This is a genomic window from Ginsengibacter hankyongi, assembly GCF_008710285.1.
GTDB classification, from domain to species: Bacteria; Bacteroidota; Bacteroidia; order Chitinophagales; family Chitinophagaceae; genus Ginsengibacter; species Ginsengibacter hankyongi.
The window spans coordinates 1,552,216-1,573,683 of the sequence record NZ_VYQF01000001.1; the positions used below are offsets into that span (position 1 = coordinate 1,552,216).

General features: G+C 36.2%; 19 protein-coding genes. 12 read left to right on the forward strand and 7 right to left on the reverse strand.

The genetic code is table 11. From position 1 onward, the window contains the following. Window positions 1–36: 36 nt before the first annotated feature. Window positions 37–1,134, forward strand: coding sequence for a patatin-like phospholipase family protein (locus FW778_RS06460; RefSeq protein WP_150413779.1), 1,098 nt, complete (start codon window positions 37–39; stop codon window positions 1,132–1,134). A gap of 51 nt (window positions 1,135–1,185) precedes the next feature. Further along, complete coding sequence (gene lysS, locus FW778_RS06465) at window positions 1,186–2,733, forward strand: lysine--tRNA ligase (protein WP_150413780.1); 1,548 nt, start codon at window positions 1,186–1,188, stop codon at window positions 2,731–2,733. Here lysS and FW778_RS06470 read toward each other — a convergent pair whose 3' ends face one another. Further along, window positions 2,734–4,494, reverse strand: coding sequence for an ABC transporter ATP-binding protein (locus FW778_RS06470; protein ID WP_150413781.1), 1,761 nt, complete (start codon window positions 4,492–4,494; stop codon window positions 2,734–2,736). It abuts the gene before it with no gap. A gap of 91 nt (window positions 4,495–4,585) precedes the next feature. Further along, a complete protein-coding gene (locus FW778_RS06475; protein ID WP_150413782.1) occupies window positions 4,586–6,802 on the reverse strand; it encodes a hypothetical protein in 2,217 nt (738 codons plus the stop codon). A 225-nt stretch (window positions 6,803–7,027) separates the two neighbouring features. On the opposite strand from FW778_RS06475, the gene FW778_RS06480 reads away from it, so the two are divergent. The 3 genes from FW778_RS06480 to FW778_RS06490 all read left to right on the forward strand — a co-directional run bounded on the left by FW778_RS06480 (window position 7,028) and on the right by FW778_RS06490 (window position 10,088). Continuing rightward, window positions 7,028–7,711, forward strand: a complete 684-nt coding sequence (locus FW778_RS06480) for a response regulator transcription factor (protein WP_150413783.1) — start codon at window positions 7,028–7,030, stop codon at window positions 7,709–7,711. 137 nt (window positions 7,712–7,848) lie between these two features. Then, the gene (locus FW778_RS06485) at window positions 7,849–8,598 is read left to right on the forward strand and encodes a DUF4197 domain-containing protein (protein WP_150413784.1); all 750 of its coding nucleotides are present in this window, start codon (window positions 7,849–7,851) and stop codon (window positions 8,596–8,598) included. 62 nt (window positions 8,599–8,660) lie between these two features. Next, window positions 8,661–10,088, forward strand: a complete 1,428-nt coding sequence (locus tag FW778_RS06490) for an alpha/beta hydrolase family protein (protein ID WP_150413785.1) — start codon at window positions 8,661–8,663, stop codon at window positions 10,086–10,088. A gap of 1 nt (window position 10,089) precedes the next feature. Here the strand turns inward: FW778_RS06490 and FW778_RS06495 are convergent, their stop codons facing one another. Both FW778_RS06495 and FW778_RS06500 read right to left on the reverse strand, forming a co-directional pair. Then, window positions 10,090–10,506, reverse strand: a complete 417-nt coding sequence (locus tag FW778_RS06495; RefSeq protein ID WP_150413786.1) for a Fur family transcriptional regulator — start codon at window positions 10,504–10,506, stop codon at window positions 10,090–10,092. A gap of 6 nt (window positions 10,507–10,512) precedes the next feature. Beyond that, complete coding sequence (locus FW778_RS06500) at window positions 10,513–11,181, reverse strand: SCO family protein (RefSeq protein WP_150413787.1); 669 nt, start codon at window positions 11,179–11,181, stop codon at window positions 10,513–10,515. A 162-nt stretch (window positions 11,182–11,343) separates the two neighbouring features. On the opposite strand from FW778_RS06500, the gene FW778_RS06505 reads away from it, so the two are divergent. Beyond that, window positions 11,344–11,697 (forward strand): MerC domain-containing protein, encoded by a 354-nt coding sequence (locus FW778_RS06505; protein ID WP_235906173.1) that lies wholly within the window; start codon window positions 11,344–11,346, stop codon window positions 11,695–11,697. A 31-nt stretch (window positions 11,698–11,728) separates the two neighbouring features. Beyond that, window positions 11,729–12,157: a Cif family virulence factor gene (locus FW778_RS06510; protein ID WP_150413789.1), complete on the forward strand. Its 429-nt coding sequence runs from the start codon at window positions 11,729–11,731 to the stop codon at window positions 12,155–12,157. A 24-nt stretch (window positions 12,158–12,181) separates the two neighbouring features. Here the strand turns inward: FW778_RS06510 and FW778_RS06515 are convergent, their stop codons facing one another. After that, window positions 12,182–12,949 carry a glycoside hydrolase family 25 protein gene (locus FW778_RS06515; RefSeq protein ID WP_150413790.1) on the reverse strand — a complete coding sequence of 256 codons (768 nt, stop codon included), beginning with the start codon at window positions 12,947–12,949 and terminating at the stop codon, window positions 12,182–12,184. Window positions 12,950–12,991: 42 nt separating this feature from the next. Next, window positions 12,992–14,929: a M1 family aminopeptidase gene (locus FW778_RS06520; RefSeq protein WP_150413791.1), complete on the reverse strand. Its 1,938-nt coding sequence runs from the start codon at window positions 14,927–14,929 to the stop codon at window positions 12,992–12,994. A gap of 289 nt (window positions 14,930–15,218) precedes the next feature. Here FW778_RS06520 and FW778_RS06525 point away from each other — a divergent pair, with 289 nt between their 5' ends. The 4 genes from FW778_RS06525 (at window position 15,219) to FW778_RS06540 (ending at window position 19,877) form a co-directional block, all read left to right on the forward strand. Next, complete coding sequence (locus tag FW778_RS06525; RefSeq protein WP_150413792.1) at window positions 15,219–16,037, forward strand: lytic transglycosylase domain-containing protein; 819 nt, start codon at window positions 15,219–15,221, stop codon at window positions 16,035–16,037. 37 nt (window positions 16,038–16,074) lie between these two features. Beyond that, window positions 16,075–17,106, forward strand: coding sequence for a radical SAM/SPASM domain-containing protein (locus FW778_RS06530; RefSeq protein ID WP_150413793.1), 1,032 nt, complete (start codon window positions 16,075–16,077; stop codon window positions 17,104–17,106). Between the two features lie 80 nt (window positions 17,107–17,186). Continuing rightward, complete coding sequence (locus FW778_RS06535; RefSeq protein ID WP_262714407.1) at window positions 17,187–18,191, forward strand: AI-2E family transporter; 1,005 nt, start codon at window positions 17,187–17,189, stop codon at window positions 18,189–18,191. A gap of 117 nt (window positions 18,192–18,308) precedes the next feature. Then, complete coding sequence (locus FW778_RS06540) at window positions 18,309–19,877, forward strand: glycoside hydrolase family 10 protein (RefSeq protein WP_150413795.1); 1,569 nt, start codon at window positions 18,309–18,311, stop codon at window positions 19,875–19,877. A gap of 31 nt (window positions 19,878–19,908) precedes the next feature. Here FW778_RS06540 and FW778_RS06545 read toward each other — a convergent pair whose 3' ends face one another. After that, window positions 19,909–20,406 (reverse strand): hypothetical protein, encoded by a 498-nt coding sequence (locus FW778_RS06545; protein ID WP_150413796.1) that lies wholly within the window; start codon window positions 20,404–20,406, stop codon window positions 19,909–19,911. Window positions 20,407–20,611: 205 nt separating this feature from the next. Between FW778_RS06545 and FW778_RS06550 the strand changes: the two genes are divergently transcribed. Beyond that, on the forward strand, window positions 20,612–21,421 hold the full coding sequence (locus tag FW778_RS06550) for an SDR family oxidoreductase (protein ID WP_150413797.1): 810 nt from the start codon (window positions 20,612–20,614) through the stop codon (window positions 21,419–21,421). The last annotated feature ends 47 nt before the right edge of the window (window positions 21,422–21,468 follow it).

The following is a 21,468-nucleotide window of genomic DNA, read 5'->3' on the forward strand; positions in this document are numbered from 1 at the left end:
CTCGCTGAGGGTTATTAACTATTGTAATTTCACCAAATGAAATTATGTTTTGTAGCAATACTTCTAATTCCTACTTTGGTTTTTTCTCAATATGATTATCAATATAAAAATTTAGCCCTTGAAGGCGGGGGCGTTCGCGGACTTGCTTATGGAGGCGCACTCGAAGTTTTGGAACAAAAAGGTATCCTTTCGCACGTAGAAAGAGTCGCTGGTTCTTCAGCAGGAGCTATTGCCGGTTTAATGATTTCTCTGGGATATAATGCAAATGAAATTGATTCTATCCTGCAGACTTTAAAGATCCAGGAGTTTAACGATGGGAAAGATATTTTTGGAAAAATAAAGAGAGTAAAAAAAGAATACGGAGTTTACAAAGGAGATAAATTTGAAAACTGGCTTGCAGAGCTTATTGTAAGAAAGACCGGAAATCCTAATACAACTTTTCTCCAACTGCATGAATTGCATAAAAAAAACACTGACTTCAAAGATTTTTATTGTACCGGAACCAATGTTACTAAACAGCAACTTGAGATTTTATCCTGGGAAAAATGGCCACACATGACATTAAAAACAGCTGTGCACATAAGCGGATGCATTCCATTTTATTTTAAACCTGTACCTATTGATAGTTTGGGTAATGAAGTTTCATTAAAAGATACATTGTGCAAATATGACTTATATGTCGATGGAGGAACTTTATGCAATTATCCCATAAATATGTTTGACTCCTGCAGAGATAATGGCAATCCTTTAACAAGCGAACAAGTAATCTATAATCCGCAAACTCTTGGCCTTAAGTTGGAAAGAGATGAACAAATAAAAGCGTTAAGTGATGGTAACACGGCTATTGCACCCTACGATATTAAAAACATGAAGCAGTACACCCGCGCAATTATGAACCTGATTATGGAAAATATCAATCGCAAATCTGGTGATTTGAGTAACGAAAAAGGCAGAACGATTTATATTAGTTATGGAGATATTTCCGCCCGTGTAAGAAAAATTTCAACTACGGAGAAAAAATTGCTACATGATAATGGGGTAACTGCAGCCTCAAATTTTTTAATGAACCTACTGCCAGGCTTTAAGCAGAATTTGTTACTTTGTTCGTCTCCACGCCAAAAGTTACCTTTGTAAAAAATTTAGTATTGTTTGTCTTTATAACGACAAACTTTTTTATTTACAATTATGAATAATCAACATTTATCAGAGCAAGAAACTATCAGGAGAGAAAAATTAAAAGAACTTTCAAAACTTGGGATTGATGCATACCCGGCTGAGTTATACCCGGTAAACAGTACCGCAGCTTTTATAAAATCAAGCTATACAGGAGAAGAAAATAAAAGTGATTTTGCAAATGTGTGTATTGCCGGAAGAATAATGAGCATACGGGATATGGGAAAAGCTTCTTTTGCCGTATTGCAGGATTATAGTGGTAAAATACAGATTTATGTCCGGAAAGATGATGTTACTAACGGTGAAGATAAAATGCTGTACGATGTTGTTTGGAAAAAACTCCTGGATATAGGGGATATCATCGGTGTAAAGGGTTATGTTTTCACAACAAAAACCGGGGAAACTTCAATTCACGTTACGTCGTTTACATTGCTTTCCAAATCGCTTAGGCCATTGCCGGTTGTAAAAGAAAAAGACGGAGAAACATTTGATGAAGTTACTGATGCAGAATTCAGGTATCGCCAGCGTTATGCTGATTTGATTGTGAACCCGCATGTGAAGGAAACCTTCATAAGGCGTACTAAAATGATTAATACCATTCGCAACTTTTTAAACGAACGTGGGGCACTTGAAGTGGATACACCTGTATTGCAAAATATTCCCGGAGGTGCGGCAGCAAGGCCTTTTGTAACACATCATAATGCATTGGATGTTCCTTTTTATCTCCGCATTGCCAATGAACTTTTTTTGAAAAGATTAATCGTTGGCGGTTTTGAATGGGTGTATGAATTCAGCCGTAATTTTCGTAACGAGGGAATGGATCGTACCCACAATCCGGAGTTTACAGTGCTTGAATTTTACACCGCCTACAAAGATTATATCTGGATGATGGAAACAACCGAGCAACTTTTGGAAACAACTGCCATAGCTGTTAATGGTACTTCTAAGGTAACGTCAGGAGCAAATGAAATTGATTTTAAAGCACCATACAAGAGAATAACAATGTACGATGCTATTAAAGAATATACCGGAATTGATATAAGCGAAAAAGATGAAAAAGGGTTAAGAGAAGTTTGCCAACAGTTAGGCATACACGCAGATAGAACCATGGGAAAGGGGAAATTGGTTGATGAAATCTTTTCAGAAAAATGCGAACATCATTTTATACAACCCACTTTTATAATTGATTACCCGTTAGAAATGAGCCCGCTTACAAAGAAGCACCGCAGCAAGGCCGGCCTGGTTGAGCGTTTCGAATTGATAGTTAACGGTAAGGAAATCGCTAATGCTTATAGTGAGCTCAATGATCCCCTGGAACAAAGAGAACGCTTTGAAGAACAGGCAAAGCTTATGGAACGCGGGGATGATGAGGCAATGTTTATTGATTATGACTTTTTGCGTGCTTTGGAATATGGTATGCCGCCAACCAGTGGTATTGGTTTTGGAATTGACCGGCTGTGTATGTTACTTACGAATCAACCTTCTATACAGGATGTATTGTTATTTCCTCAAATGCGGCCGGAAAAAGAATTTCAAACGGGTGACAGGGCAACCAAATAATTAAACGACATTTTCTTTTTCTGCAAACTGCATTTTATGCAATTTGTAATAATGTCCTTTAAGCTGTAAAAGTTCCTGGTGAGTTCCTGTTTCTTTAATTTCGCCTTTATCAAGAACCATAATTTTACTGGCCTTGCGTATAGTAGATAAACGATGGGCAATTACAATTGAGGTACGTCCTTTAATTAATGTATCAATAGCATGCTGAATCAGTACTTCACTTTCACTATCGATAGAAGAAGTTGCCTCGTCCAAAATTAAAATAGCGGGATTAAAAAGTAAAGCTCTTATGAAAGATAATAACTGCCTTTGTCCCAAAGAAAGTGTGGCACCGCGTTCCATTACATTGTAGTCGTATCCGCCGGGCAATTGCATAATAAAATCATGCACGCCAATCATTTTCGCAGCCTCTTCCACCTGCTCTTTTGAAATGGAATGATTTCGAAGAGTTACATTATCATAAACCGAACCACCAAACAAAAAAACGTCCTGCAGCACGACGGCTATCTTACTTCTTAAAAATTCAATATCGTAAGCTTCTATGTTTTTATCATCAATTTTTATTGTTCCCTCATTAATATGATACAACCGGTTTATAAGGCTGATGATGGAGGTTTTGCCGCTTCCTGTATGCCCAACAATGGCCAGCGTTTCCCCCGGCTTAATTAAGAATGAAATATTTTTTAAAACGTAGTCTTCACTAATGTAAGCAAACCAAACTTTATCGAACTCCACTTTACCCAGCATGTTAATTTGACTAATTCCATTATGCGTTTCCGGTGTTACATCAGGATTGTCCAAAACTTTAAAGACTCTTTCGCTCGCAATCATCCCCATCTGCAATACATTAAATTTATCTGCTATCACGCGAAGCGGCCTGAATAATAAATTCAGGTACATAATGAAGGCAATAATTACTCCCGCATTAAACTCGTTATTGGCGCCCCACCATACTAACAAACCGGTTGAAAATGCCAAAATGATTTCAACCACAGGAAAAAAAACTGAGTAAGCAAGTATTGCCCTGATATTGGCATTGCGGTGTTCCTTGTTTATTTCTCTGAACTTTTTAAATTCTTTATCTTCTACAGCAAAAGCTTGTACCACGCTCATTCCTGTAATGTGTTCCTGCACAAAAGCATTAAGCGCCGCAACTGCATTTCTTACTTTTATAAACGATTTGTTTACACTTTCTTTAAAAAAATAAGTGGCAATAATTAATATTGGAAAAGGCGCAAGGCTTATTAACGTTAATCTCCAATCGACAAAGAACATAAATAACAAAATAGAAACAATTGAAAGCAGATCTGAAATAATTGGAATAAGCCCGTCAGAAAAAATATCATTGATCGATTCAATATCATTAATGGTTCGTGTAGTTAATGTTCCAATCGGCGTTTTATCAAATTGAGAAAGATTAAACCCAAGAATTTTTTTATAAACCTTTACTCGTAAATCTCTTACAACTGTTTGTCCAAGCCACGAGGTTAAAAAAGCAAAATAGAAACGCATGCCTGTTTCAATTAATAAAATTCCTATTTGTATAACGGTTATAAGAATAAGCCAATGAATGTTTTTGTCTTTGATAAAAACATTCACTGTGTATTGAATCAAGAAAGGGCGCAGCGGTGAAACAACTGCGAGGAGTATCGAAAGGAATATCGATAAATATAATTTCTTTTTGTATGGTTTGGTAAAAGCAAAAACTCTTCTAAGCACACTGAAATCCAATAGTTTTTTGCGCTTTTTTTTTTCGGACATTTCGCAAATTTAAATGAAAACTTACAGGTTAAGAGAACAAGTGATTTCAAAAATTACGGAAACCAATTCAGAATTAAACGGATGATGTGGCTTATTGTACTACCTCACCTCCACGGCTATACGCTTTTATCAATAAGGCGCCGAGGTTTTTTTGTGGTGGAATATAATCTTCAAAAGTTTCCCTTGTTTCTCTTGAAGTTTTATTAAAGTAGTTGGTTAGTCCTGCCCACATTTGCCTCCAGTCAATATTTTCCCCATTGCGCAGCGTATTATCCAGTGCGTCAATAATAGGTTTGTTTACATCCATTGCACCTGTTTGTTTTGTTGAAATGATGTGAGCCTCCGGGGCGAATTTCAAAATAGTTTTAAGGTTCTGATATCCACCACATGAACCCAACATGATGATTTTTGCATTTTCGGAAAGCTGCTGTATGGTATAAGGCAGGTGATAGCTATGGCCACGATGTATAACAATTGACGGTTTCAGTCCAATAGCCTCCAGATAATTAATGAGATCTTTTTGAGCGTCTGCGTCTTTATCAGTTTCATTGTCCAGCGGGAGGTTGGCAAATATCCAGATGGGCTTGCCTTTAATCGATTTTATTTCTATCCATTCTTTCTTTTGTGTAATCTGCCAGTCACTTCGCGGAAAAGAAGTAAGGTAGCTGTTGTAAGATTGTTTGCCATCCTTATCTCCATAGAAAAATACTTGTTCAATAATGCGGCCCGAGTCATCTGCCAGGTAATTATAATTAACTGTAAACACCGGTGGAATTCCAATTTCTTTTGAAAGATCAATTCCATTTTTTTCATCAGAAGAAAGAAATATAATTCTTAAAAGATTATAGATTTTACTTCCATGTTCGTTATTATCTTTCAGGCATCTCTGCTCATTTGCTTCAACATTATTCAGCATTGATTTTTGCAATACAGGGTTAGCGATACTTCCATAAGCATCAGCAACATCAACCGCGTCCTCAAGGCTTCCGGTTTTTTCAAGATTAGAAACAAAAGCCTGCATCAACGTTTCGGATTCACCCGCGGGCATACTCTTTAAAAAGACATCCAGCTTGTTGTATTCTGCTGCCATTTTAATAAACTTTTTAAAATGGTCAAAGTTTAAGGTCATTAGCAAAGAATCTCCATGTGGCACGGGCCCCATTTTCTGCATCATTCTGTCAAATGCATATTTATAGCTCGAAGTATAAATATCATTTTCTCCAAATACCATCATATAATATAAATCTTCAGCGCTAAGGGGTTCAATGGCGCGGAACCGTACAGCAGGATTTGGGCTTTCATGCAGATCGTTTATAGGTTTAATAAAATGTTGAACAGCCTTTCTCTTCAGCATGTCTATTAATCCATCTGAACCAATCATAGCAACAGGCGTGTCACCGGCCACAAGCCTTGGGTAATAATTTTCCTCTGTTCTTACTAGTAATTTAAAATAGCCCACACTGTCATAAGTTTTGTCTGAAGAGCCTGCGTACTTCGCAATGGTTTCTATTGTTTGACGTCCCTTAATGAGATCATCTAAAAAAGGAAAATAGAAAAGTGCACGCTGAACGTTGCTTAATGCTACTATGGTTTTTACCCGTACATCATTATTTCGTCTTATTAACCTCCCCTGAGGGCTACCTACTGCCTGCGCATAAGAATATAACTGGCTCGGATTATTTATAAAGGCTGCAATTACTAACGAATCAGCAAATGGTTCATTTACATAGGGCCCTATATACGCTAAAATTTTATCCGGATAAAGCTTGCAAAATTTCAAGAATAAGATCTTCTGACTCTCTTTGTACCCGGGGTTTTCATCAAATATTTGCGAGTTAATTAACCCTACTTCGTAAGGCACGTTTTGAATGAGCGTTGCCATACTTTCACCTCTTAGATTGGCATACATTATGTCGGCAAAATTATCAACCAGCAACGGCGCAAGCGCAGGTTCAATTTTGTGGGATCTCCAGTTATTGGTAAAATCTCTTACCAGGTACTCCACATAACGCAAGTAACGTATTTTATCATTATTAGTAGCGAGTTGGGCATTAATTTCGATATCGTTCCTTAAAACATTTATTTTTCTGAAAATAGCATCAGTTACCTGCAGATTTATTTCAGGATTGGTAGAAACTTTTATCAATCCGTCAATACGGCCATCGGCCTTATCCGCTCTTTTTTGCTGCGCAATAATCTTGTCATGAAAAACCTGCCTGTTTAAAGGGATAGTTGTAGTATCGCCGTTAGCAAGGGTAAAAAGCGGAATAAAAAAATAAGTAGTGAAAATGTAAAAAGTAAGCCTCATAATTTGTATAAGCTAAGTAGCAAAAATACGACCAATGGTTGCAAATTTATTGCTTTGCCTGATTTATAAGAGATTACAGGCACCCAAAAGGCTGCTTCATAATTGGGATTAACCTTTTTTTAAGAAGATATGTCAATGGTGATCAATCCCCTTACGTATAAACTCAATATTAAAAAATTGTAAACAGTTTCCATCAGAATTTTTTTTAATATAGGTTTGCCTATTATGGCACAAGAAACCAAGCCGAGGACAATTTTAATTGCGGATGATGAGCCCGATATCCTCGAGATTGTGAGCTTTAACCTGCAATCTGAGGGGTATGTAGTTATTACTGCCAGGAATGGTAATGAAGCAATAGAATTAGCTAAAATCCACAATCCTGATTTAATAATTCTTGATGTGATGATGCCGGGTAAAACCGGATTTGAGGTTTGTAAAATACTAAGAACACTTCCTGCGTTTGAACATACCATCATTATGTTTTTAACGGCGTTAAACGATGACAGTACTGAAATTAAAGGACTGGAAACAGGCGGTGATGATTATATTACCAAACCTATAAGCCCAAAAGTATTGGTAAGCCGTGTGAATGCATTGTTTAGAAGGATTATAAAAGAATCAGGTAGCGTTTTGCAAATTGGCGATCTTAAAATTGACCGGGAAAAATATATTGTTACTTTCAATAATGAAGAAATTATCTTGGCCCGCAAAGAATTTGAATTGCTTGCTTTGCTGGCTTCAAAACCATCTAAAGTTTTTTTACGTAATGAAATTCTACATAAAGTTTGGGGATCTGATGTTATAGTTGGGGACCGAACTATTGATGTACACATAAGGAAAATAAGACAGAAGCTTGGTAACGATTGTATCACAACTGTTAAAGGTGTTGGGTATAAATTTCAAATGTAAAGGAAGCCAATCTCATAATAAAGAAATAGAAAATGCGTTTTTATTTGGCCCCTTTCAAACATCGATCCTTACTTAATTTTCACATTTGGTTTATGGTTTAAAGGGTAGATTTGATTTCTATTTTAATTTACTTCTCTATGAAAGAAATTCTTACCTCAATTATCTTTTTACTTGCTTCGGTTTTATTATTTGCTCAAAAAGATTCATCGGGTAACCTGAATGGAATGTTCAAAAAAGCAAGTTCTTTATTTGGAAAAAAATCAGGTTCCAAATCTTCTTCTAATTTATCAAGCAATGAAATTGTTTCAGGTTTAAAAGAAGCTCTTTCATTAGGTGCAAAAAAAAGCGGCGATAAATTATCTGCTACTGACGGATTTTTTAAAGATGCTGCTGTAAAAATATTATTGCCACAACAGATACGTGATGTTGAAAATAAAATCCGAATGTTAGGTTTTGGAAAATTGGTGGATAATGCTGAATTAAGCATGAACCGCGCAGCAGAAGATGCCTCAAAAGCAGCGGCTCCTATTTTTTTGGATGCTATAAAAAAGATGACTGTAACGGATGCATTAAATATTTTAAGAGGAAGCGATACGGCTGCAACCGGCTATTTAAGAAAAACTACTTCGCCTGCATTAACTACCGCGTTTCGCCCGGTTATTGAAGAATCTCTTAAAAAAACAGACGCTAATAAATACTGGAAAGACGTGTTTAGTACTTACAATAGATTTACCAGTAAGCCTGTTGATGCCGACATTAACAGCTACGTAACGGGGAAAGCACTTGATGGGTTATTTTATTATGTGGCACAAGAAGAAGTAAACATTAGGAAAGACCCTGCAGCCCGGGTGACAGATATTTTGAAAAATGTTTTTGGTAGTAAATAAAATCAATTCAAAAAAATTATCTCAACAGAGCTCTGAAAGAAGTTTATGTATTTTTATGAAAAATGCGTAAACTTTTTTTTGTAAACATTCTCGTGCTGGTTTCATCTTTTTCCTTCTCCCAAAATATTATTGGTAACTGGAGTGGAAATATCAGCGTGAATGGAAACCAAATTCCAATAGTATTTCATTTTTACAATGACAGTTTAGGAAAAGTGCATGGAAAGTGGGACAGCCCTTCCCAAAATGCTAAAAATCTGCCATGCAGCGAGATTGACGCTATCGATGATAGTATAACCATTGGTTTAAAAATTATTTCAGGATTTTATAAGGGAAAATTTATTACAAAAGATTCCATAGCAGGTTTGTGGCACCAGGGCAATGGGCAATTGGCTCTTAATATTTCAAAAACAAACGGATCAACTTTTGAGCCACCGAAAAGGCCACAAACCCCAAAGCCGCCGTTTAATTATTTAAGTGAAGACGTGGTATATTCCAATGCCGATAATTCAATGAAATATGGCGCAACATTTACAAAACCGAAGGGACCTTTAAATAAAAAATACCCGACGGTTTTATTAATAACAGGAAGTGGAAAACAGGACAGGGATGAAAATATTTTTGAACATAAACCATTTGCTGTAATTGCAGATTACTTAACCAAAAGAGGAATTGCAGTTTTAAGAGTGGACGATAGAGGAATGGGAGAAACTACGGGCAACTTTGATACGTCCTCGTCAGCGGATTTTGCCAATGACGTTGAAGCCGGGATTAAATATCTTGAATCGAGGAAAGATGTAAATGTTAAGCGCATTGGATTAATTGGGCATAGTGAAGGAGGAATGATTGCGCCCATGGTAGCCGCCCGAGACAAGGATGTATCGTTTATTGTATTACTCGCTGGCACAGGAGTTCCGGGATCAGTAATAAACGATTACCAAAATAGTTTACCTATGCAAAGTGCCGGCATGAGTGAGGTTCTGATTCAAAAATTTCTTGACCTCCATCGTGCAATCGTTAATGCTGCCATATCTTATGTAAATGTGGGTGATTATAAAAATGAAGTATCAAAAATATATTACGATTGGAAAAAAAAGCAATCGCCGGAAACATTGAAAGCTCTCATTCATGGAACAGATGAAGAAGCCATTGCTTCTTTTCAATCAAGGTATATTTTATTCCATTCCAAATGGTGGAAATTTTTCTTAACACATGATCCTGCAAAAGACCTGGAGAAACTCTCCATACCGGTTCTTGCATTGAATGGTTCAAAAGATATACAGGTTGATCCAAAAATAAATTTGCCGGCCATTGAATCAGCGCTTAAAAAAAGTAAGTCCAAAAATTACAAAACAATAGAGCTGCCGGGGCTTAATCATTTATTTCAGCATTGTAGAAAATGCACCATTGGCGAATATGGAGAACTTGAAGAAACATTTGCTCCTGAAGCATTAAAAGTTATGGGCGACTGGATAGAAGATGTTGTCAAATAATTTACTTGCATTCGCCGCAAACCCCCGTTACAACCATCTCCGAATGTTGTGGTTTAAATCCTTTGGGTAACTTTATTACCGGCACATTTACTTCATCGAGGCAAATGGTTTTGTGGCATTCATCACATATAAAATGAACATGATTATCGTGGTGGTGGCCCGGTGCACAATCGTTTTTACATAAGGCGTATTTAATGGAATTATCTTTTGTAGGAATAAGATGAATGATACCTTTCTCTACAAACGTTTGCAAAGTGCGGTAAACAGTGACCCGGTCGAAAGGCTCAGCACTGTTTTTTTCAATATCAGCATGCGAAAGCGCACTAGTGTGCTTAAGAAAAAGTTCGAGAATATTTAAGCGGCTATCAGTTACGCTTAAACGATTTTGTTTTAATATGTTTTTTACTTCATCGGTCATAAAATATTACCCCGGTGTATTGCTAAAATTTGAATGATTAAAAATATTATCCCCCGCAGGTTCCTTTAATAATTTTTCAATATCCTGCTGCAATCGATGCAGTTCATCTTCTTTAAGGCCATCATAAATTCCACGCACCCTCCTTGCTTTATCGACCAGTGCAAAAAATTGGGTGTGAATAAAATGATCTTTTATATTATCGTTGTTATTTTTATCATTATCCAATAAATAGCTTTGCCGGGCCATTTTATATAACGAATCTTTTGTGCCTGTTACAAAATACCATTTAGCTGCATATTGTGGATTCAGGCCAACCATCTTTCCTTCATAAGCTTTCAGCAAAGGAATCGAATCTGTTTCAGGCATAGAAGTATGGGAGATTATAGCAAAGTCACTATCGTTTCTGAATTTTTCGAAAATTGTAGCAAGGTTTGCATTCATCTTTGGGCAAATACCTTTGCAGGTTGTAAAAAAATAATCAGCTACATATACTTTCCCATCTACGTTGTGTTCGTTAACTATGTTTCCATCTTGCCCGGTAAACGAAAAGGTTTGTACATAATTCATCACCGGCAGTTTTACTTTATAATAATCATTACCGGCAAAAAGCAAAAAATAGAATACAGTGATTAGTATAACAAAGAAGCTTCCATATATAAATAATTTCTTTTTCATATTTTAAAGAGGTAGTAGATTTTACTGTACGTAATATATAAAGTGCAAATTTAAACCATGATTAAAAAAATTGTTTTATAATTATGCATCGTTGTTGCAAATATACTTATTTTTGCTTTTATGATAAGTTTTTTAAAACGTATTAATTGGGATTTGATGGGCATGATAACGTCCGTAGCTTGCGCTATCCATTGCGCCATATTGCCGTTAATCTTAACCTCCCTTCCTTTATTTGGGATAAACATCATTAATAATTCTTTATTCGAATGGACGATGATAGGGATTGCATTTGTAGTAGGATGTTATTCTCTATCGCACGGATACCGGCGCCATCATCAAAATTGGAAACCGTTAATTGTTTTTACGGGAGGATTTATGTTTTTAGTTCTAAAACAGGTATTTTACTCACACGAATTTCTTTTTTTGGTTCCTGCTGTCTCGCTGATTTTATTTGCCCATTTTTTAAATTTTCGTTACTGCGGCCAGTTTCGCACAGGTAATACACACGCTCATTGATTAAATTATTATTTTTATTTTTTTTCGGTACATGAAAAAACTTTTTATTGCAGGCCTGGTAATATTTTCTTTTTTATCATCGTTTGCTCAATCCAGGAAAGACAAAATTGCTATTCGTAAAGTTTTGTCTACACAAGTGAATGCCTGGAACTCTGGCAGTATTGATGATTTTATGAAAGGTTATTGGCAAAATGATTCTTTAATGTTTATAGGAAAATCAGGAATTACATACGGCTGGCATACCACGCTCAATAATTATAAAAAACATTATCCGGATACTGCATCCATGGGGAGACTTAACTTCGATGTGCTTGAAATGAAACCTCTTTCTTCTTTATATTATTATGTTATTGGTAAATGGGATTTGCAAAGATCTTCGGGTAGCCTTGGGGGTTATTTTACTTTATTATTCAAAAAAATAAAGACAAACTGGTTTATTATAGCTGATCATACCGATTAATTGCTGTTCATTATCAAATAAATATTATTGAATAAGCAGGTTTTTAAAATCTGTACTATCACCTGAAAAAACATTAAAGTCAACAGGAGCTTTAATACCGTTTACCCTGCCGCTTTCGCTGTGCTGCCAAAACATCCACTTGTGGTCAATCCGTGGTTTTACGGGTTGTAAATAATGCGCTATCCAAATAGGGTAATCATCAAAAGAGTCTTGCAGGTATTTACTATAAAAATCGATATTGGTATATATTACCGGGCGAACGCCATAATATTTTTGTACAACGGTAAGCCACTCTGTTACTTCTTTTTTTATTTCGGCAGGAGAAACACCAAATGTTTTTTCAATGTCTATTACCGGGGGAAGATCTCCGTTTTTTAAATCTACTATTTCTATAAAATTGGCGGCCTGCCTTCTTCCGCTTTTGCCGGCAATAAAAAAATGATAAGCTCCTTTGTAAATATTTTGCTCCCCGGCTTTAAGCCAGTTACGCCTGAATTGGTTATCAACATTGCCAACACCTTCAGTGGCTTTTATAAATGCAAAGCCAATTTTAATTCCATCGGCATCCATTGCTTTTACTTCCTTCCAGTTAATCACATTTTGATATTTACTCACATCTATACCATGGATTTGATATCCACGCGGAATGGCAATTTGAAAATCAGGATAAAAAACATCGGATGATTGTGTAAAATAATTAACCACATAATAAGCCGTAACAGATGCAAATGCCAGCCAAAAAATTATTTTGAAAAAATATTTAGAAGAAGAGCGTTTCTTTTTTCTTGCCACAGGTTATTCTTAATAATTCCATGCAATAATATGCATCTGAAATTATTGTTTCAAAATCTTTTTTACAGATTTGAATCCGTTGCCTGTTTGTATACTAAAAAGATAAACTCCTTTGGAAAAGAATTGTGTATTAATATCCCGGAACAATGATTCATTGATTGAAAAATTCTGATGATACATCAACCTTCCATTAACATCATAAATTTTGAAATAGACTTTTGTGTTGTTGAAATTATGAAGATATATACTCAGGTTATTTGTGAAGGGATTTGGAAATGCCTGTACAAAATTTTCACTGTTAATATTATCGTTTATTTTTTGTGAAACATTATCTTTTGTAATCAACCAATAATACGGATCTATAATTACACTGTCAGCAATAAAACCGATGTGATTGAAAAATATTTCTCCATTATAAGTGTTGTTAACAACTATTGTTTTTTGTTGCGTGGCATTTTTAAATTCTAACGCAACCGGCAGTGCAAAAAAACTTACAGAAGGATCTGATGTAACCTGGCTCATTTTTACCTTTACATAATCATTTCCAATCTGCGTCCATTGCACGTTGTAAGAAGGATATCCCTGTCCATAAAACCAATCATCAAAAAATTCTGTTAAAACAACTCCGCTTACTGCTTCCAGGTTTCTTTTAAAATCGCCTGTTTTTGCAAAACCAAATGCTATAGAGGAATCATTAAAATATCTTCTCATTCCTTTAAAAAAAATACTATCTCCCAGTTTCCACCGTAACATATACAAAAGATGAGAACCTTTTGTATAGGTAAGTCTTCCATTAAAAATACGGTTTACGTTAGTGGTGTCATCAACCCAAACAGAACCTCCCGGAAGGGAAGTAATGTTTTCGATTTCTTTTTTTCGGGTATCCGTAACCAAAAGGGGATATTTTCTTTCGAAATCCATGCTGGCAAGGTGCGTGGCAAAGCCTTCATTTAACCAGATATCCTGCCAACTGGCACAGGTTATTTTATCTCCAAACCATTGATGCCCGAGCTCGTGAGCCATTAAGTTTTCATCGGGCTTTACAATGAATGTGGATGTTTGATGTTCCTGCCCGCCTCCCCAACCAAACTGTACATGCCCATACTTTTCTTTTATAAATGGATAGTTGCCAAATACACTACTGTAATATTTAAGAGTTTCGAGTACCAGGTGAGTATTTGCCTGAAACAGAGAAAGATTTTCAGGATAGCAAAAAGTTTGCATCGGTAAATTAATATTTCCAAGCTGCACGCTGTCTTTAAACTCCGCATAGTTTGTAACTGCCATGCATACTAAATAAGTTGCAATGGGATAGCGGTGTTTCCAATGAGTAATTTTATCCGGACCATTAATAATTTCACTTTGCCTTAGCCCATTGGAGGCCGCGGTATATGCTGCCGGGTTTGTAATAATCACATCAATTGAATCTGCTTTGTCATCCAGTCCGTTTCTGCAAGGCCACCAGTCGCGGCTTCCATAAGGTTCACTCAAGGTCCACATTATAGGGATGCCGTTATGTACGGAGTTAATGAATGACCCGAAACCGGTTGTGGGAGGAACGCCCTGGTAACAGATGCTTACAGAATCCCATGAATCTTTTGATTTTGATGCACCGAAATCTATTGTTAAGATATTATTGGAATGAGTAAAAGCAATCTTTTTGCTATGCTCAATTACGCTGTCAACAATGAGGCTATCAGTTAAATCGAAAGAAACGGTATCAGTAGCGGAAGTAAGTTTAAAGTAAGAAGTAACATTTCCGGTTATATAACGCACCGAAGGATCTACCTTCCATTCGCATCTATAATAGCTCACTTTGAAATTTTGAGAGGCTCCGGAGGCATTTTCGGTGTTTAAAGCATTGGTAAAGGCTTGCCTTTCTTCGGCAATAATATTTTTTTGTGAAATAAAATATTCTTTAGAAGACTGGGCATACGCAGTTGATATAAAACTGATTATAAAAAAAATAATTTTTTTCATGTTGTTTCTTTAACGGTCTTTTAACCCCAAATCTTGCATCTTCCAATTTTCGGTATTACTTTTGCAACATCCTGCGAAAAAAAAGAAGTTCATTAATTGATTAATAATTTGCTATCCTTCTTTTTTAATTACGCTTTCAGGCGTAAGTAAATAACACTGAAAAATCTGGTGATTTGTCCAAAAGAAATTTTTGATTCCAATAACGAAGTTGAGAATTTAAATGGAAAATTTTTGCTTATAACAAAATCCTGCGAATATCAGGAACATCAGTACACTTAAATTATTAGTGATGAAAACTATTCAATCAAAGATCTTATTCGGCCTGATTATAACCTTTTTTATAGTTGGCTTTACTACATCAGCAAAATCAATTATTGATTCACCTGATTTCAGCGCTATTGAAACGATGCGTGGAACTGAACCATCTATGGCTATAAATCCACTTTCAGTGGTATATCCAGCTACCCTGGAGGAATATAGAGCGCAAACTAAAGAATATATAAAGTCTTATTCTAAGAAACAACGCGAATACATTATTTATATTTTCAACAAAGGCGAAAATTTTTTCCCCAAAACCGTTGATATTTTCGACAAATACGAAGTTCCCTTAGAATTACAAATGATTCCTGCATTGGAATCGCAGTTTCACGCTAACGCAGTTTCTCCGGTGGGTGCTGTGGGTTATTATCAATTTATGGGTGAGCTTGCCAGGGATTATGGTTTGCGTATTGGTGGTAAATACGATGAACGCAAAAATTTTATTAAGTCTACCGTGGCTGCCGCTAAGTTTTTTAGAGATCAATTAGCTTATTATGATGGCGATCTTTTATTGTCCGTTGCTTCTTACAATTGCGGCCCTGGCAGGGTACAGTCTGGAATTAAAAAGAGTGGTAAAAAAAATGCAAACTTCTGGGATATTAAAAAATACCTTCCTTACGAAACAAGAAGATTTGTGATGGACTTTATTACGTTTAATGTTATAGCGGCCAACTATGATAAATTTCTCAATAAAAAAATGGATTTCAATCAACCTCCTTTAATACAGGTTGCAACTACCTCCCCTGATTTGATCACCAATACTGATTCGCTTACGGTAAAGGCTCTTTAACTCACTGCATAGTTTAGTTAATATATCTTTGCGCTGTATGCCCCGGATAAATTATAACGACAGCATTGGATTTTTACGAAAACTTACCCTGCGCAGATTATGGAATGCAGCTAAAGTACTCTCCAGTTTTTATGTAAGCAGAATTATTAATAAACCGGTACAATGGGGTTTACCAATGTCTATTTCATTTGAGCCTACCACTTCCTGCAATCTTCGTTGCCCGGAATGTCCCAGTGGCCTTCGTGCTTTTACAAGACCAACAGGAATGTTGGAAAACAGTTTCTTCAGGCAAACGATTGATGATATTTATAAAGATATTCTTTACCTGATTTTCTATTTCCAAGGCGAGCCATACCTTAACAGGAATTTTTTAGATATGGTTAAGTATGCTTCAGACAAAGGAATATACACGGCCACTTCTACAAATGCTCATTACCTAACGGACGAGGTTGCACGAAAAACCGTGGAGAGTGGGTTAGACAGGCTCATTATTTCTATTGATGGAACTACGCAGGAAGTATATAAGCAATACCGCATCGGTGGCAATCTTGATAAAGTAATAGAAGGCGCTAGGAATATTGTGAAATGGAAGAAAGAACTCAACAGCAAAACACCATTTGTATTTTTTCAGTTTCTCGTGGTAAAGCCTAATGAACACCAGGTGGGAGAAATAAAGAAACTAGCAAAAGAAGTAGGTGTTGATGAAGTCCGCTTTAAAACGGCACAGGTGTATGACTATGAAAATGACCCAAATCAACTGATACCCATAAACGAAAAGTACAGCCGATATAAGAAAAACAAAAATGGTGAATACATTGCCAAAAATAAACTGGCTAATCATTGCTGGAAACTGTGGCAGGCTAACGTTATTACATGGGATGGATTGGTTGTCCCCTGCTGCTTTGATAAAGATGCCTCTCATCAATTAGGAGATTTAAAAAATCAGTCTTTTAAAGAGATATGGAATAATGACAACTATAAACAATTTCGAAAAGAATTGATGACCAGCCGTAAAAATATTGACATCTGCGCCAATTGCAGCGAAGGCGTTTCTGTGTGGAAGGATTGAGCTTAGCCTTGCTATTGATTTCATAAAATTATTATTAGTTTTATCCAATGACAGGATTTAATAACCGCTTGCGGCAAATAATGTTATTGGCACTTATCATACTTATAGGTGTATTAATGCTTAAACATTTCTATGTTTTTTTACCGGGAGTTTTAGGAGCGATAACATTATACATCTTAAGCAGGAAATCTTATTTAAAGCTTACTGAAAAAAGGAAATGGAGCCCGGGCTGGACGGCTTTGCTTTACATACTTGCTTACACTATCCTTATTTGCCTGCCGGTATATCTTGCTGTTGTTTTGGTAACACCAAAACTCGTTGCACTTTTTAATAATCCTGTTCAGTTGCTGGTAGCAGTGAAGAGCTTTTCACAAAAGATACAAGAAGCAACAGGCATAGAATTTTTTAATACCGAGGCTTTAAAAAATGCAACAAAGCAAATAGCTGGTAGTCTTCCTCTGTTTCTTAGCGGTACAGCAAATTTTATTACCAATTTAATACTCATGTTCTTTGTTTTATATTATATGTTGGTGCATGGGATTGAAATGGAAAAATATTTAAACGATTTTATTCCATTAAAAGAAAAAAACCGGGCAATGCTAAGTGCTGAAACTGATATAATGATACGAGCTAATGCGATAGGTATTCCATTACTTGCACTAATACAGGGTTTAGTTGGAGCCCTCGGATATGCTATTTTTGGCGTGGGCGATTTTGCGCTATGGGGATTTCTTACAGGCGTAGCTTCCTTAATACCTATCATTGGCACAGGACTCATCTGGGTACCGCTTACAGTGTATCTTTTTGCTATTGATCATGTTTGGCAAGGCGTTGGTCTTGGCATTTATTCGCTGGTTGTGCTTACTAATATTGATTATGTTGCCCGTATAACAGTGCTCCGCAAAATTGGTAATGTGCACCCGGTAATTACAATTTTTGGAGTAATCGTCGGGTTAAGTATGTTTGGATTTTTAGGATTGGTTTTTGGGCCATTATTAATAACTTACTTTATTGTATTGATAAGGATATACCGCAACGAATTTAATGCTGAATCTATAATTCCGTTGCATCACAAGAGCGAATAATTTCAATTTCAATTACTCCACTTTTTTATAATTTGTTATTATCGTGTTTAAATAAAACAGGTATGCCTTAATTATAAAAATGGTTTACGTAAATTAGCCCTTTTCAATTACTGATTCATGAAGAAATACCTCTGCTACATTTTAACCGCCATTACTTTTTTATTATCAGGAAAAATAGCTGCTCAACCTAAATATGAATTTCGGGGAGTGTGGGTTGCCACCGTTGATAATATTGATTTTCCTTCAACAAAATTTCTTAGTACAGAAAGCCAAAAAGCCGAATTCATTAACCTGCTCGATATGCATAAAAGAAATGGAATGAATGCCGTTGTGGTGCAGATACGTCCGGCCGCTGATGCTTTTTACCCATCTCAATATGAACCGTGGAGTGAATGGCTTACCGGCACACAGGGAAAACCCCCGTCCCCTTATTACGATCCGCTGGAGTTTATGATAACGGAGACCCATAAACGCGGAATGGAATTTCATGCATGGATGAATCCATACCGAGCTGTTTTCAATATAAATACGTCATCAATTTCTCCTACTCACGTTACAAAGATTCACCCGGAATGGTTTATAAATTACGGGAGCAATAAAATTTTTGACCCGGGAAATAAGGACGTTCAAAAATATGTATGCAATATTGTGAAAGATGTGGTGAGCCGTTATGATATCGACGCCATTCATTTTGATGATTATTTTTACCCTTACAGAATAAAAGGAAAAGAATTTGAGGATACTGCATCGTTTAGAAAATATGGAAATGGATTGGATAGAGAAACCTGGCGCAGGAGTAATGTAGATTCTATTATACTAATGCTTAGTAAAACTATTAAACAGGAAAAGCCTCTTTGCAAATTTGGTATAAGCCCATTTGGTGTTTGGCGCAATATTGATAAGGATCCGGAAGGAAGTAACACAAAGGCGGGACAAACAAATTATGATGATCTATATGCTGACATTTTATTATGGTTAAAAATGAAATGGATCGATTACGTCGTGCCTCAGTTGTATTGGGAATTTGGGCAAAAGGTGGTGGGGTACGAAGTGCTAATTGATTGGTGGGCCAGGCATACTTATGGAAGGCAATTATATATTGGCCAGGGAATTTACCGGTCAATGGAAGCGAGATCTTATGCGTGGAAAAACAAAAATGAATTACCGAATCAAATAAAAAGATTGCGTGAATACCCGCAAGTACAAGGAAGCGTTTTCTTTAGCAGCAGTTCGTTTAACAGTAACCCTAACGGATGGAGCGATAGCCTGAGAAATAATTATTATAAGTATCCGGCAATTGTTCCTCCGATGAATTGGATTGATGCTGAAAAACCGGCTCAGCCTGGAATAATATTGAATACTTCCGGGCCTGCCATTTACGATTACTCTATTGATCTTTATTTTAAACAGGATACCGTGAATAATAAAATAAATCGTTATGTAATCTATAATTTCCAGGACACAACAATGATGGACAAAACTGATCCAAAAAATATAAAGGAAATTATTGAAGCAGGAAATGGTTACTATAAATTCAATTTACAGGATATTCCGCCACAACAAAGTAAAGTTGTAATAGCGGTTACTTCGTTAACCAACACAAACAATGAAAGTGAACATTGCAGCTATATTTATTTGCAGAAGATGTCAAATGGATGGCATATAATTTCATCTGGCAGTAAATAATATTGTTACACCAATTACTTATTCAGAAATTTTATTTCAAATTATTAATAATGTTCTGTTGTGTGCCCGATATTTTTTTCATAACATAACTTACTTCTTCTGCCATATCGCTTTTACGATCCATTATCATCTGCAGTTGCAAATTCTGCCTTTCGTTTGCATCATCCTGGTAATTCTCTTTTTGTTCGTTTGAATGGCTTATTGCAAGTACCATGTTTTTTAAATCGGCATCCGCATCTTTCGATGCCTGCACCATAATTAAAACAATGATGCCTGCAATATCGTTATTACTAATTTGCTTCAATGTCTTATTTGCTTTTAGAGTTTGTGTAAGGCTATCTGCGTTAATTTTGCGATTTTCAATAGCTTTCGCAGTATGTAAAACAATATTTTTTACCTGCGTGCGCAAAAGAGGCATTGATTTATTATAGAAGTCATTCGCTTCTTGTGGTATTACTTTTGATACCTGTGCAACAGAGCTTTTTGAAAATAACAAGGCGAGGCATGTAAAACAAAATAAAATTTTCATAAGCAGGCGTTTTTCTTATAAAGAAATTATCGTTTTTGAATTAGGGCCGAATGAAGATAGAACGTAAGAAACCCAGAAAAATTGAGGCGGTTGTAATTTATTATTAACATTTATGAAATAAATAAAACCACCATATTGCCTTATTTTTTTACAAATGCCTTATTTGACTTAATATTCCATGGCTAACAATTAAAAATTATGAATTATGAATTCTAATCCTAGACTAAAAGGACAAAGCGCACTGGTAACCGGTGCTAATAGCGGAATTGGGCTTGCTGTGGCAATTGCTCTTGCAAATGACGGCGCTAACGTTGTTGTGAATTATGTTAGCCATCCCGAGGTGGCAGATGATGTGGTTAAGCAAATTGAAAAACACGGGGGCAATGCAATTGCATTAAAAGCTGATGTGAGCAAAGAAGATGAAGTGCACGCAATGTTTCAACAGATGTACGATAAATATGGCACTATTGATATATTGGTAAATAACGCCGGCATTCAAAAAGATTCGCCAATTGAAAGCATGAGCCTGGCAGATTGGCAATTAGTTATTAATGTAAACTTAACCGGGCAGTTTTTATGTACAAGAGAAGCAGTAAAAGAATTTTTAAGAAGAGGTATCGTACAAGAACGCAGTTGTGCTGCAGGAAAAATTATTTGCATGAGTAGCGTTCATGAAGTAATTCCATGGGCTGGCCATGCAAATTATGCAGCAAGCAAAGGAGGTATTAATATGATGATGAAAAGTTTGGCACAGGAACTTGCGCCTAAAAAAATAAGAGTTAATAGCATTGGCCCCGGTGCTATTCAAACGCCCATAAATAAACCGGCGTGGGATACTCCTGAAGCACTAAACAAGTTGCTCACTTTGATTCCTTATGGCCGCATTGGTCAGCCGGAAGATATAGGAAAAGTAGCCGTATGGCTGGCAAGCGATGAATCGGATTATGTAACTGGTACCACTATTTTTGCCGATGGAGGAATGTTGTTGTACCCAGGCTTTTCCACTAACGGTTAAGCATATATGAAGAAAATATGGGCTTACAGTATTAATTAAATGAGCAT